We start from the raw sequence: 13,674 nt of genomic DNA on the forward strand, positions 1-13,674 counted from the left end.
TGGGTAGCCTCCTACCCGATCTTATTTACCAATATCCAAGGGCGGCGAACTCAGTGAAGGCGAGAATCAAATAACCGATCGCCAACAGCCAGAGGGCAAGCAGCCTGAGGTCTTCCTCTTCAAAAGACATCGAACTCCTCCTTTATCTCTTGTTACCCACAAAGTATTCAGGAGGAGGGGCATTGGTTTAGCTTTATGGCTCGTAAATCATTTTGCGCGTCATGCCTCCATCGATGACAAGCTCTGTGCCGGTAATGAAGTCGTTGTCCTTGCTCGTCAAGAAGAGGCAGGCACGGGCGATATCGTCGGGAGTGCCGACCCGTCCCGCCGGGTGCTGCGCATGATCCTGCGGGCGCAGGGCGGAGTAATCGCCATTTTCGATCCAGCCCGGTGATATGGCGTTCACGCGTATTCCGTCAGGTCCAAGCGACACGCCCAAAGCGTGGGTGAGTGCGAGAATGCCCCCTTTGGAAGCGGCGTATGCCTCGGAGTGCGGCTCGGACATATGCGCTCTTGTAGAAGCGAGGTTGACGATGGCGCCGCCGCCGTTGCGACGCATGATTTTGGCTGCTTCCCGCGAAGCGAGAAAGACGCTGCGCAGGTTGGTGTTCAAGATGCGATCCCATGCGTCGACAGCCAAGTCGTAAGGCGATTCCCAGACGGACAGGCCAGCGTTGTTGATCAGCACATCGAGACGCCCCAAGCGGGAGTCGACTGTTTGCATCAGTTGCTCGATCTGCTCGGGCGAGCTTACGTCTGTTTGGACAAATAAAGCCGTTCCGGGAGTATCTCGGGCAGCGTTTATTTTTTCGACAGCGGCTTCGCCTGCTGCGGGATTTTGCTCCGCGATGACGACGTGAGCGCCGTGAGCTGCGTACATGGAGGCGACAGCCAAACCGATGCCTTGACCGCCGCCAGTGACGATGACAATGTTATCCGTGTATTTCAAACGAAGCGCCTCCAAACAATAGGGGATGAAAAGCGGTAAAGCGTAAGAAAAAATGATTGAATAATGTTTGTAACTATATTAAAGTAAGTTATATACTTCAACAAGGGTATTTCAATACTGAGAGGAGAATGAGTATGAACACAGAATTGAAAATGACCGCTGAACAGGTGATGGAAGCACGCCACAGCGTACGCAAATACGATCCGAATGCAACGATTCCCCAAGGAGAGCTGAATGAAATTTTGCGTCTCGCAGCCAGCGCTCCGTCTTCCTGGAATTTGCAACATTGGCGTTTTCTCGTCGTAACCGACCCGGCGATCAAGGAAAAGCTGCTGCCAATCGCTTACGGTCAGCAGCAGGTTGTGGATGCTTACGCGACCATCATCATCCTGGGCGATTTGGAAGCAAACAAGTCCGCCTATACGATTTATGACGCCGCGCTGGAAAAAGGCTATGTCACTCAGGAAGTACGCGACACCTTGATCGGACAAATCGAAGGGGCTTACAAAAACAACCCTGAGATCGCCCGTGACGAGGCCATCCGCAACTCTTCCTATGCCGCTATGCAGCTCATGCTGGCAGCAAAAGCAAAAGGCTATGACACATGCCCAATGGGCGGATACAACCGCGATGCGCTGATCAAAGAGCTGAACATCCCATCGCGTTATTTGCCGACCTTGATGCTCACCATCGGAACAGCGAGTGTGCAGGCGTACCCAACTGCCCGCTTCGGACTGGATGAACTCGTGATCACGAACAGCTTCTAAATGTTTACTTTAGCGTTCCCAGGCTGCCGGATTTTCCGGCAGTTTTTTTGTGCCTTCTTTTATTTTTCGATACAAGGTGCTGCGGGCGATACCGAGCATTTGCGCGGCCGCTTCCACGTTGGGCGATTTTTGCAGGGCTTCTTCGATCACTTTTTGCTCCAGCTTTTTCAAGGAAAAAGGAGAAGCGGACGGGAGGGGAACATCTTCGCGAATATGGCTGGGCAAGTGTTCCGGGCGAATCGGTTCGCCTGCTCTTTTGGCTAACAAAAAAGCCCGTTCCACGACATTGCGCAGCTCGCGTACATTTCCCGGCCATTGGTAGCCTAAGAGGGCATTCCAGGCTGCCTTTTCGATGAGATGTGGCCCGTTGCCGTAAAGGGCACACAAGTCGTGCAGGAATTGCTGGGCGAGCTGCCGGATATCTTCGCTGCGCTCGCGCAGCGGCGGAATGGTGATGGACAGCACGTTCAGACGGTAAAACAAATCGGCCCGGAACGTATCGCTATTCGCCACGGCTTGCAGCAGATTGCGGTTGGTGGCGGCGATGATGCGGACGTTTATGGCTCGTTCCTTTGTATCGCCAAGGCGGACGATCTTTCTCGATTCGATGACGCGAAGCAGGACAGCCTGCAAATCAAGCGGCATGTCGCCAATTTCGTCGAGAAAAATCGTTCCGTTGTTGGCCGCCTCAAATTTGCCGATCGCCCCGCCTTTTTTTGCTCCTGTAAATGCCCCGTCGACAAACCCGAACAGCTCGCTGGCGATCAAATCCCGCGGCAGCGAGGCAGCGTTTATCGCAAGAAAAGGACCGTGGCGGCGCTCGCTTTCCCGGTGAATCGCTTCGGCCAAAACTTCCTTGCCTGTTCCCGTTTCGCCCAAAATAAGCACATTGGCTTGCGATTCCGCCGCCAGACGAGCGACATTCAGCTCCGCTTGGTAGCCGGGATGGGATGTTCGCACGCGGCCAAAGGAAGCGGCAGGACTGGCAAGCTGAACGGTGGGTGTTGCGCTTGCTTTCGCTTTCAACAAGTAAAAAAGATAAGGCGCTTGCTCGGAGCATGTCACCTCATAGCGGGAAGAGAGGTCAGCCCAGTTGTTTTTTGCCACCGTTTGACCAGGGGAGAGCTGCGTCAAAGCAGATGCCTGCTCGCTCATGTAGACGATCAAGCCGTCCGTGGTGGCCACGATAAGCGCTTCGTCGCTGATTCGGCTCCAACCGTTCAAGACCGTTTCAGGCAAAGCGCCAGGAAGCTTCGTATCTGTCAGGAAGGGAGCAGGCGAGATGCTGCGCTTGGAATCCCACACGATCTCGAATTGTCCGTTGGGGAGCGATTTGCCGATTTTGACGGGTCTGGACAGATGGCGATCAGAGGTGTCCAGCGCCATCGGGCCGCATACGGTCGGGAATGTGCGGCCCTTGATCTGCTTCACAATGTCCCGGTGGCTAATGCTTTTTGTGTCCAGCAAGCTTTCCAGGATGAGCTTGGTTCCCAGGTACGTGTTGTACATGACAGAGGAAATCGGGCGCTTTTCCCCGAGAAACCGCTGGAAAGTAGCGATGAACGCTTTGTTGTCCTCGCCAGGCAGCGACTGAAAATAGCTGGCGGAGCTGTAATGACCCGCGCGGTATGGCGTGCCGATTGCAGCCAGTTCCGTCTCTTTTGTGATCGGACTGAAAATAGGGATCTTTTTTCGCGGAGCCGCCATGCGGTGAAAATCCCGGTAAAAGGGCGCGATACTTTTCCCGACCAGCGTGGAAAAGACGGCATCCGGCTGTTCTTCGGCGATATCGGACAAGACATCGTGAAAATGCTGGTGTCCGAACGGCACGTAATGCTCTTTTACAACCATGCCATTGCGTTGCGTCAAAAAGGAATGCACCTGCCGATGCGTTTCGCGCGGATAGTAGTAATCAGTGCCGATGCAGTAGACGCGCTTGCCGTAATGGCTGGTCATATAGTCCAGCAGCGTATGAATTTGCTGGTTCGGCAGCTCCCCGGTGTAGATGACGTTTGGGTGACACTCCTTCCCCTCGTATAAAGTCGGATAAACAAGCAGGCAATGGTATGCTTCCAGCACAGGGAGGATGGCTTGGCGGCAGGTCGACGTGTAGCAGCCTACAAAGATGCGAACTCCTTGCCGGGCCAGCTTTTCCGCTGCTTGTGCCCCTTTTCGCGGATCGGAGCCAATATCCGCTATGACAGCTTCGACTTGGCAGGAAGCGCGATTATATTCCTCGATGGCGAACCTGGCAGCATCGCATTGCCCTTTTTCGGTGAGCGAGGTAGTTCCCGTCAAGGAAAAAAGCAAGCCGATTTGGATGCGCACAATATCCCCTCGTTTCATGTCTTGATTTGCGAAAACCAGTCTCAAAATGAGAAAGAGCGTGTTTGCCGCGAGTTTTGTATAGAAAAATCAGAAAATTGCGCGTGGAAATCTGTTAATGAAACAGATTCTTCGCGGCAAATGCTTGTCCTGCCTCTGTTTTTGATTGGCATAAGAGTTGCGATAGGAAAAGCGCAAAAGGAAGGAGGGGAATGGCTTTGAAATTGTTCATTCTCGATAGTCTGGAAACAAAAGGCGTGAGGGTGCCCAAGGAGCATCTCGATGAATTGGAGATGAGATGGCGGGGGATCGTCAGTTTGAAGCAAGAGACAGAAGCGGCTTTGCTGGATGATCACGATATCGCATTGCGAAATATCCCGGGGGGTGACCATCTTGAGTAAAGAGTTGATCGGCAAGTCGGCAGAAGAGCTGGCTGGCCTGCTGGAAAAGCGGGACGTCTCCTCGCTGGAACTGACGAGGGCTGTTTTGGATCACGCCGAAGCGTTGAATCCGACGATCAATGCGTATTTGTCCATTACGAGAGAAGCGGCTGAGAAAGCGGCCGCAAAAGCAGATGCGGAGATTGCTTCCGGCGGGTATCGCGGGATGTATCACGGGATTCCAATGGGGATCAAGGACAACTTGTACTTTCAAAATGAAGTGACGACGATGGCATCGAAAATTCATCAGCATTTTGTTCCAGATTACGATGCGACGATTATTGCCAAGCTGCGGGAAGCCGGGGCTGTCTTTACCGGAAAGCTGAACATGCATGAATACGCGTGGGGGATTACGAACAACAATCCGCATTACGGCGCGTGCCGGAACCCGTGGAACCCGGATAAAATCCCAGGCGGTTCAAGCGGCGGCTCGGGAGCAGCAGTGGCAGCGGATATGTGCGTCGCTTCGCTTGGCACGGATACGGCTGGCTCCATTCGCATTCCGTCTTCTGCTTGCGGGATTGTCGGGTTGAAGCCGACGCACGGCAGGGTAAGCAAATACGGCTGCTTTCCGCTCTCCTGGTCGCTTGACCATATCGGCCCGATGACGAAAACAGTGAAGGATGCGGCAGGCTTGCTGGAAATTATTGCAGGCTACGATCCAAACGATCCGACATCTGTAAATGCGCCTGTTGCTACATACACGGCTGAGTTGACTGGCGATGTGAGCAAGCTGGTGATCGGGGTGAACGAGGACTATTTCTTCAAGCAGGTGGATACGGAAGTGGAGCGGCTGGTGAGGAAGGCGATCCAGGCACTCGCAGATCAAGGCGCCAGAGTGGAGGCGGTCGAGATTCCGGCACTTGCCTACGCGGAGTACGCAGAGATGATTACGATTTTGTCAGAGGCCGCTACCATCCATCATCGCAATTTGCTGAAGCGGCCGGACGACTTTGGCAGCGACATCCGCCTGTTGTTTGAGCTGGGAGAGCTTCCGTCTGCGGTCGAATACTTGCAGGCGCAGCAGCTTCGCCGCCAAATCAAGCGCGACTTCCGCAAGGCTTTTGAAAAGGTGAATGTGATCATCGCCCCGACTTTGCCGATTATTGCGCCTAATATCGGAGAGGCGTTCGCTGACTTGAATGGTGAGCAGGTCGACTTGATCAATCAGATCATTCGCTTTACCGGGCCGAGCAATCTCACCGGACTGCCCGCTTTGACGGTTCCGTGTGGGCTGAAGAGCGGAATGCCGGTAGGCTTGCAAATCATTGGGCCGGCTCTGCAAGAAGGGCTGGTGCTGAATGTGGGCTACGCGGTGGAGCAGACGAATCCGTTGCAAGGCAAAAAACCGGAGCTGGTGCGAGTGTAGCGTGTAACTGTAAACACCAAGGAAAAATGGCACAGAGAACGAGCGGAACAGGCAGCGCATGTGCATGTGCCAAGGCAAGCAAGGAAAAAGGCAGCGGCTGTCCCGGACAGGAAAAAGTCATGGGACAGCGCTGCCTTTTTGTATGGTATAAACACGTGTTTTATTAGCGATGCATGTGCCTGGCGATATCGGACAGCTTTTTGCTGCGCAACCTTCGCATTCAAGCAGGCTGCGCTGTTCGGACAGCTTTTGGGAGCGAGAGTGCAGTTGCAGGTGGAATCAAAACCGATCGGCGAGGCAAAACCTCTGTGCCGGGTGTGTACGTCGAGGAAGTAAGCGATTGCCGATTTCACTCCGTTCGTTCCACCGTCGGCGCGCTTCCGGCAAGTCCGGCAAGGGGAGGGGCCAGAGGCAAATCAACCATGATGGAAGTGCCGCGCCCTTGCTCGCTGCTGACCAGGAATCGACCTGTGTGGAGTTGAATGATCTCCTTGCAGATCGCAAGCCCCAGGCCGCTTCCAGACAGCTTGGAGGTGCCTTTGAAAAACTTTTCCGTGACATGCGGCAAATCGTTCGGATGGATGCCCTCTCCGCTATCCGTTACGGTGACCGTCAGCCTGTCTTCCGAGGTCGTTGCCGCTACGCATATCGTGCCGCCTTTTGGCGTGAATTTGAAGGCGTTGTCCAGCAGATTGACAAACACTTGCTTCAACCTGTTTGGATCGCCCATGACGATCAGCGGAGAAGCGGGCAGGTCGAGTTGAAAATCGATTTGCTTCTCCTGGGAGCGGATGGCGAATTGCACATGCATATCGTCCAAAATCTCGCGCAAGTCCATCCGTTCGCGGGAAAGCTTCATCTCGCCGGACTGAAACTTGGAAAAGTCGAGCAGTTCTTCTACCAGGCCGATGAGCCGATCCGTTTCCTTGGAGATGACTTCAAGGCCGAGCATCGTTTCCTCCGGCTCCTCCAAGCCGCCAGAAATGAGCGTTTCCCCCCAGCCTTTTATCGAAGTGAGCGGCGTGCGCAGCTCGTGGGAGACGGAGGAGATGAAGTCGTTTTTCAGCTTCTCGTTTTTGCCGATCTCCGCTGCCATGTAGTTGAATGTATCGGCGAGCGTTCCTACCTCGTCATCGTAGCGTTTGGGGGCGCGGGCGGTGAAATTGCCCTCGGCCATTTGCTTCGCGGCGTTGGTCAGCTCTTCGATCGGGTCGACGATTCGTTTTGCCATGAGCAGGCTGAGAGCAAAAGCCAGCAAAACTACGCCCGCCCCAACACTCAGTCCGTAGAGGGCAATGCGATTAACCGCCTGATATAAAGGCTCGGCGGAGATCGTGTAGCGCAGCACCCCGACGTATTCAGAAGCAAACGTGAGCGGATTGGAGATGGCAATTACCCGCTCGCGGGATTGCGGGCTTCTGCCGACAAACAGTCCTTTTTGCCCGCGAATGGCATCTGTGACGTCGGAAGTCTGGATCAGCTCTCCTGTCTGGAACCCGTAAGAGTTGAGGATGACTTTGCCATTCAGGTCGAGAACCTCGATTTTGGCATACTCCTGACTGGAGATGTTCTCCAAAATATAACGAGCTTTATCCTTCAGGCGGTAGCCGGTAGCGTATTTGTTGATAAAATTGGTGAACGTCGTGCTGCGTGTTTCCAATGCTTCGGTCGCTGTCCCGAAGTAGTAAGTGTGGACAGCCCAATAAAACAGGCCTTCCAGCAACAACACAATCAAAAGCAGGATCATGCCGAAGTAGAGGACAAGCCTGCTTTTAATTCCTTTCATGAGGAGCATCCTTTCGCCACAGGTACCCGTATCCCCAAACCGTTTCCAGGAAAGTCGGGTGAGCAGGATCATCCTCGATTTTTTGCCGGATTCTCCGCATGTTCACGTCGACGATCTTCAAGTCGCCGACGAAAAACTGGCCCCAGACGTTGGTCAAAATCTCATCGCGGCTGATTGCTTTGTTCGCGTTCTCGGCCAACAGCTTGATAATCGCGAACTCTTTCGGGGTCAGGACAATTTCCTGGTCCTTTTTGGTCAGCTTCCGCTCATCGAGCAGCAAGGTGAACGGGGCAATATCAATGACGTTTTTGTCTTCAACAGCTGCGGGAACAGGAGCGAGCCTGCGGTGCAGCGCCTTGACGCGAGCCAACAGCTCTGCGGGACTGAACGGCTTGGACACATAGTCGTCGGCGCCGAACTCCAGCCCCATTACTTTGTCCAGCTCCTGACTTTTGGCGGTGAGCATGATGATGCCCAGGCGCGGATATTTTTTGCGCAGATGCCCGCATACTTCAAAGCCGTCGATGCCAGGCAGCATGACGTCGAGAATGGCAATCTCGATATCGGTATTGGCGTCTGCGATCTCCAGTGCTTCTTCTCCGGTGGCTGCCTCGATGACTTCCCAGCCTTCGCGTTTCAGATTGATGCGCACAAAATCGCGGATCGATTTTTCATCTTCCAGCAATAAAACCTTCATAAGGCAAATCCCCTTGATCTGATTTCGACTTTTTCAGCTATCCATAGACGATGGACGGGTAAACAGCGCTGGCCTTTATCACGGAATGGATAAAGGCTTGTAGAGCTGGCGTATTTCGTCGGCAGTGAGCTGCATGGCACGGTACTCCTGCATGGCAGACTTGCCGAGGTTAGGTGCTGCTTGCGGCAGAATCGCGATCAAAACTTGCTTGCCCTCTTCTTTCAGCAGGACGTAAGGAACTTGCTTCTGCTTGAGTCCGTTCTCGAATTTGCTCCACTCGGTTTGCGGAACGCTTTGGAGAGTCAAAAGCTCGGCTTTATTTTTCCCGTTTTCTCCGTAGTAGAAAAAGCGCATCGTGAACGAATTGGAGCTGGGGAGGGTCGCGAGTGAGTATTTGTCCCGCCATTTATCGGGAATTTTCAGATCGATGCCCTGGGCAAAGTTCTGGTAGTGATCCTCCACGTGTTTCAGCCCCGTTTTTCCATCCCATTGAAAGTAGGAGGAGATCCAAGGAATTTCGGCCATCGCCATATCTTCCGTCCCAAGCGGCTGAATCATCGTGCCGACCTCAATAATTCCATCCCCGTTAATATCCTCACTGTACAAAGAATAAGCCTTGAAGGTCAAATCCATTTCTCCCTCTACTTTAGCCAGCGGATTGCGCAGCTCGCCATTTTCCCAGAGCAGCAGGTCGGTGGCAGAGGAATGTGCGCCGACACCCGATTCGATAAACAGCGCATTGCGCGTAGGCGATGCTTTGCCGATAATCGCCTGTTCGTATCCGTTTACGTAGCCGTCGAGCGCGATCTCAGTCAGTTTGGTAATTTTCCCGTCTTTTGCGCCGAACAGCTCTGCTTTGGAGGTGAAGTTGGTGTGATCGTGCATGACCAGGGCAAGCTCGGGCTGTTGATCTCCGTTCAGGTCGCCAACCGCCATTACCGAATACGACTGCTTCATCAGTTCCTGGGTCTTGTCATCGGCGATCGAAAAGACGGACAGTTCTTTGTTCAAGCCGTCACCGCCGCCCAGTCCTATCAGCATCTCCGGGATATGGTCGCCAGTCAGGTCGTTGAACGAAACGTAGTCCAGCTCATTGCCGATCCCGGTAAAAGAAGTCAGCTTTTGCCAGTTTCCCTGCTTTTGGGTCAGCACCAGCACGCCGATCTCGTAGTCGGTTTTATCTGACTTGTAAAACGCGACAACCTCGGGAGCTCCGTCTCCGTTCAAATCTTGCAGGGAGACAGCGCTTGCTTCCGCAGGGTGCAGCGGGACCGCCAGTTGAGAACCGGCAGGCAAAAATTGCATGACGGCCTGATTGATCGATTTCTGGTCGCCGTCAGCCGAAGGGGCGCGCATCAATTCATTTGGAGTATCTGTCAGGCCGCAACCGCTCAACAAGGCAGCGCAGAATGCCGCAGACAAGAGCCAAGCCTTTTTCATTGTGATTGTTCCTTTCTGTAGCTGCTTCACATTTGACTCTATTGTAGCTTGCCGCTTCTGTAAAGTTGTTGCAAATCGGTAAAAACGAGCAAGAAAACTTAGGAATTATTTACTAGCAACATTTACCCTGTCCCCCTCGTTAGAGATGTATAGAGGGAAGGAAATACACGGGTGTAACAATCTGGCAAGAAATAGCATGCCCATTTACAGAGGAGGAGAACAATTATGAAACGATGGCAAAAGGCAATGGCAGCGATCGCATGTAGCGGCGCGATTCTCATCGCATCAGGAGTGGGAGCCGATCCGGTTCATGCGAGCACTTTCCAGACGCAGGCATATGCTCCGGTAGTCCTGCTCCAGCCTGGGCAAGATATCCCGTTTTCCGTTCAGTTTACCGCTGGATTTCAGGCGAAGGTGACCAACTTGCGCACAAAAGCGGTCACGACAATTGATTTGTCCGCGAACAAGACGAAGTATATGGACAAAGGGATTTATCAAGCGGACGGAAAGCTGTTGAGGACGATGGACGGGTTTACGCAAAAGCTGGTTGAACTCGTGCCTTTCCGCGACGCCAAAGGCAACCTGCGCTGGATGGGCAAACAGATTATGTGGGGATTCAACAACGAGGATTATGTTGCAGTGGCGACCAGCGTGTGGAATGTCGTTGACAACAAGCCGCAACTGCTGTCACTGACGGTGGAAAAAGCGGACGAAGACAACTTGCCATCGCAGGAAGTCTCGATTAATAGCGGTTTTAGCATGCGGGGCGACAGTACATATGTACTGGATACCAAGTATGCCGATGTAACGGGCGATGGGGTAAAAGACCAGATTCTTTTGATCGGAGACAAAATGGGCTTCTCCATGAACCAGACAGCGAAAAATTTGCGGCTGGTCGTGCGGGAAGGAAAAGATCATCAACAGACGATCATCCCCGTGGGCAAACGCGATCAAGGATTGCTGCCAAAATTGGCGATCGCGGATGGCAATCAGGATCAGGTGAAGGACATTTTGGTTACCATGCCTACGGCTGCAGGCAATGTGTACAGTCAGATCACCTGGAAAGAGAACCGTCCTCGTCCGGTTGTGGAGCAGGATCAGTTGAACAATCGCACTGTATACCAGCCGGTAATGGGCGTGCATGGAGAAGCTGTTGCGATGAAAAGACTGCGCTAAAGCGACTGGCGCAAGGAGAAGAGCAAATCCTCTTCTCCTTGCTTGTTCATGAGCCTTGACAAAAAAAGGAACCAGGCATACAATAGAAATCGAGGGATTTGCTCGCACGTTGTGTACGACTAAATCCACATGAAATTAAGGCATTCTGTGCGTAGCTCAGTTTTTGATCTATGAACAGAGTGTCTTAATTTGTTTTGGGCATAAAAGCGCCGGATTGTGGATAGGGTAGGAACAGGTCGCACGTTGTGTACGACCGAAAAGAGGAGTTCGCACGTTGGGTGCGTTCTCCTCTTTTTATTTATACTCCCATGTGATGATCTTGGATTTCAGGTGCCTGGTGTAAAGAGCGAAGAGGGTCTCCTGGTGCCGTTTGCGCGGAGGAAAGCCGTAGATCGCCCGAAAATAAACGGAAGTGATGAAGTTGATCATGTCGGCAAGCTGGATCAGGTTTGCGTTTGTATCATGCGACAATTTGATTTGAAGGTCCGGGTACACCCGGCGATTTGCCGGGTTTCGCAAGGCGTCACGAAAATGGTTGAGTTCGCTAGGCTTGCCGTCGTCACAGATGATGAAGGCGTAAGAATCGGAATGACTCATCTCGTTTGAGAGGCACTTCACGAGTTCCGTATACGCATGAAGGTGCATCCGGTTATGATTCGTCTCTTTTGCCTTGGCCTGATAAAGCGGCTTGTTGACAAGGGCCGCCACCACTTTTACCTCGGCAGCTTTCACCAGAGACAGCAATTCATCAACGACCCGGAAGCGTTGTGCATCTGACAAATTATAGTAAAAATTTTCGCCATCAATAAACGCTTTTCCGTGTATCTCGAACTTTTTGAAGAAATCGATGTGCGGAAATTGCTCGGCGGGTATCCCGTGGATGGCTGCTTTTATATCTTTTTCCAGGTTGTCTTTTATTTTCTGCACTTCACGGTGCAAGTGGATTTGGTGATGGATCGGAACAAGTACGCCTGCATAGCAGAGTACCGGCTGGTTTTTCATATCGTTGAAGCCGTTGTTTCCTGACTCATCCGTGTAAAACCCGTATAAAGTCACATTTGCTCCTACTTTCGACTGCGACATAGTTCGATTATACCAAATAAAGGAACAGAAAGAGGACGTGTTTTGGACCGTGGTGAGTTCGTTAAATCGTAATTATTTCGTTTTGTGTTGACATGACGACTTCAGTTGGTTTAGTATGATTCATAAATCGTAATGATTACGTTTTGTTAAACAAACAGACAAAGGAGAGCAACTGATGAACGATACAAGAATCCCGGTAACAGTGTTGAGCGGCTACTTGGGAGCAGGGAAGACGACATTGCTCAATCACGTTTTGAACAACCGGGACGGATTGCGCGTCGCCATCATTGTCAACGACCTTAGCGAAGTGAATATGGATGGAGCTTTGGTAGCGCAAGGGGGAGGCATTTCCCGCGTAGATGAAAAGGTCGTGGAGATGTCGAACGGCTGCATTTGCTGCACTTTGCGGGAAGATTTGCTGACAGAAGTGGAGCGGTTGGCGCTCGAAGGACGGTATGACTACATACTGATCGAATCGACAGGGATCGGCGAGCCTGTTCCGGTCGCGCAAACGTTCACATATGTTGATGAGGAGAACGGGATTAATTTGTCGCTGTTGACCCGGTTGGACACGATGGTGACAGTGGTGGATGCCTACCGTTTCTGGCATGACTTTTCCTCGGGGGAAAGCTTGTTGGACAGGGATCAGGCTGTGGGCGAGGACGATACGCGAGAAGTGGTCGATTTGCTGGTGGATCAGATTGAGTTTTGCGACGTGCTGATCTTGAACAAGTGCGATCGCGTAGCTCCCGAGGATTTGGAGCAGTTGGAAGCTGTGCTGAGAAAATTGCAGCCAAAGGCGCGCTTGATTCGCTCCGTACGCGGTCAGGTCGATCCACACGAGATTTTGAATACAGGCTTGTTTGATTTCGAAGCTGCCAGCCAATCGGCGGGCTGGATTGCGGAGCTGCAAAAAGAGGAGCACACCCCGGAGACTGACGAGTACGGGATTTCTTCATTTGTCTACCGCGCGCGCCGACCTTTTCACCCGGAACGATTTGGCGAATGGCTTGCGCAATGGCCGGAAGAGGTCGTGCGAGCCAAAGGTTTTTTCTGGCTGGCAACGCGAAATGATCTGGCGATGACGCTCAGTCAGGCAGGGCCGTCCATTGAAGTGGGAACAGCCGGGTACTGGACGGCAGCGCTGCCGCCAGAGGAACAGCAGGCGGTGCTTGCAGAAGAGACGGATTGGCAGCACAATTGGGACCCGAATCACGGCGACAGGATGACAGAGGTGGTGTTCATCGGCATTGGGCTGGATCAGACAGCGGTGACAGAGCAACTCGATGCCTGTCTCTTGACGGACGAGGAATACGAGTCGGACTGGGGCATGCTCCCTGATCCGTTGCCTACAGCCAGCACCGTCGTAGAGATGTCGATGTAAAAGGATAAAGGAGGAGCGTCACATGCGCGTAAACATTACTTTGCAGTGTACGGAAACAGGAGATCGGAACTACATCACGACCAAAAACAAAAGAACGCATCCAGAGCGGCTGGAGCTGAAAAAATATTCGCCTCGCCTGAAACGCCATACGCTGCACCGGGAGACGAAGTAAACAAAGCGGTCATGACCGTTTGTTGACCGCAAGCGGCCACATCCCATTTCATGAAAAAAAGCCCTTTCTCATGCTGCGAAAATCAG

Annotated in this window: 12 protein-coding genes; 6 read left to right on the top strand and 6 right to left on the bottom strand. The window is 52.6% G+C overall.

All coding sequences use genetic code 11. The features are described 5' to 3' along the window. Positions 1 to 193: 193 nt before the first annotated feature. Positions 194 to 949, bottom strand: a complete 756-nt coding sequence (locus DEP07_RS25025; protein ID WP_173597964.1) for an SDR family NAD(P)-dependent oxidoreductase — start codon at positions 947 to 949, stop codon at positions 194 to 196. 134 nt (positions 950 to 1,083) lie between these two features. Here DEP07_RS25025 and DEP07_RS25030 point away from each other — a divergent pair, with 134 nt between their 5' ends. Continuing rightward, positions 1,084 to 1,716 (top strand): nitroreductase family protein, encoded by a 633-nt coding sequence (locus DEP07_RS25030; protein ID WP_173597965.1) that lies wholly within the window; start codon positions 1,084 to 1,086, stop codon positions 1,714 to 1,716. A 9-nt stretch (positions 1,717 to 1,725) separates the two neighbouring features. On the opposite strand, the gene DEP07_RS25035 is transcribed toward DEP07_RS25030, so the two are convergent. Then, positions 1,726 to 4,044: a transporter substrate-binding protein gene (locus DEP07_RS25035; RefSeq protein ID WP_173597966.1), complete on the bottom strand. Its 2,319-nt coding sequence runs from the start codon at positions 4,042 to 4,044 to the stop codon at positions 1,726 to 1,728. Between the two features lie 209 nt (positions 4,045 to 4,253). On the opposite strand from DEP07_RS25035, the gene DEP07_RS25040 reads away from it, so the two are divergent. Beyond that, positions 4,254 to 4,442, top strand: a complete 189-nt coding sequence (locus tag DEP07_RS25040; RefSeq protein ID WP_287103188.1) for a hypothetical protein — start codon at positions 4,254 to 4,256, stop codon at positions 4,440 to 4,442. Then, the gene (locus DEP07_RS25045) at positions 4,435 to 5,850 is read left to right on the top strand and encodes an amidase (protein WP_242772985.1); all 1,416 of its coding nucleotides are present in this window, start codon (positions 4,435 to 4,437) and stop codon (positions 5,848 to 5,850) included. The genes DEP07_RS25040 and DEP07_RS25045 overlap by 8 nt, the downstream gene beginning before the upstream one ends. Before the next feature lie 349 nt (positions 5,851 to 6,199). Here DEP07_RS25045 and DEP07_RS25050 read toward each other — a convergent pair whose 3' ends face one another. The 3 genes from DEP07_RS25050 to DEP07_RS25060 form a co-directional block, all read right to left on the bottom strand. Beyond that, positions 6,200 to 7,636: an ATP-binding protein gene (locus DEP07_RS25050; RefSeq protein ID WP_287103189.1), complete on the bottom strand. Its 1,437-nt coding sequence runs from the start codon at positions 7,634 to 7,636 to the stop codon at positions 6,200 to 6,202. Beyond that, on the bottom strand, positions 7,623 to 8,333 hold the full coding sequence (locus tag DEP07_RS25055) for a response regulator transcription factor (RefSeq protein ID WP_122966642.1): 711 nt from the start codon (positions 8,331 to 8,333) through the stop codon (positions 7,623 to 7,625). The genes DEP07_RS25050 and DEP07_RS25055 overlap by 14 nt, the downstream gene beginning before the upstream one ends. A gap of 78 nt (positions 8,334 to 8,411) precedes the next feature. Further along, positions 8,412 to 9,773, bottom strand: coding sequence for a VCBS repeat-containing protein (locus DEP07_RS25060; RefSeq protein ID WP_122966641.1), 1,362 nt, complete (start codon positions 9,771 to 9,773; stop codon positions 8,412 to 8,414). 225 nt (positions 9,774 to 9,998) lie between these two features. Between DEP07_RS25060 and DEP07_RS25065 the strand changes: the two genes are divergently transcribed. Next, on the top strand, positions 9,999 to 10,949 hold the full coding sequence (locus DEP07_RS25065; RefSeq protein WP_173599925.1) for a hypothetical protein: 951 nt from the start codon (positions 9,999 to 10,001) through the stop codon (positions 10,947 to 10,949). Between the two features lie 294 nt (positions 10,950 to 11,243). Here the strand turns inward: DEP07_RS25065 and DEP07_RS25070 are convergent, their stop codons facing one another. After that, positions 11,244 to 12,005: a DUF3800 domain-containing protein gene (locus tag DEP07_RS25070; RefSeq protein ID WP_122966639.1), complete on the bottom strand. Its 762-nt coding sequence runs from the start codon at positions 12,003 to 12,005 to the stop codon at positions 11,244 to 11,246. Between the two features lie 202 nt (positions 12,006 to 12,207). Here DEP07_RS25070 and DEP07_RS25075 point away from each other — a divergent pair, with 202 nt between their 5' ends. Together DEP07_RS25075 and rpmG are read left to right on the top strand one after the other, a co-directional pair. Then, on the top strand, positions 12,208 to 13,416 hold the full coding sequence (locus tag DEP07_RS25075; RefSeq protein WP_173599924.1) for a GTP-binding protein: 1,209 nt from the start codon (positions 12,208 to 12,210) through the stop codon (positions 13,414 to 13,416). A gap of 22 nt (positions 13,417 to 13,438) precedes the next feature. Continuing rightward, the gene (gene rpmG, locus DEP07_RS25080; RefSeq protein ID WP_063229390.1) at positions 13,439 to 13,588 is read left to right on the top strand and encodes a 50S ribosomal protein L33; all 150 of its coding nucleotides are present in this window, start codon (positions 13,439 to 13,441) and stop codon (positions 13,586 to 13,588) included. The last annotated feature ends 86 nt before the right edge of the window (positions 13,589 to 13,674 follow it).

The sequence above is a fragment of the Brevibacillus sp. genome (assembly GCF_003521185.1).
In the GTDB taxonomy this organism is placed as follows: Bacteria; Bacillota; Bacilli; order Brevibacillales; family Brevibacillaceae; genus Brevibacillus; species Brevibacillus parabrevis.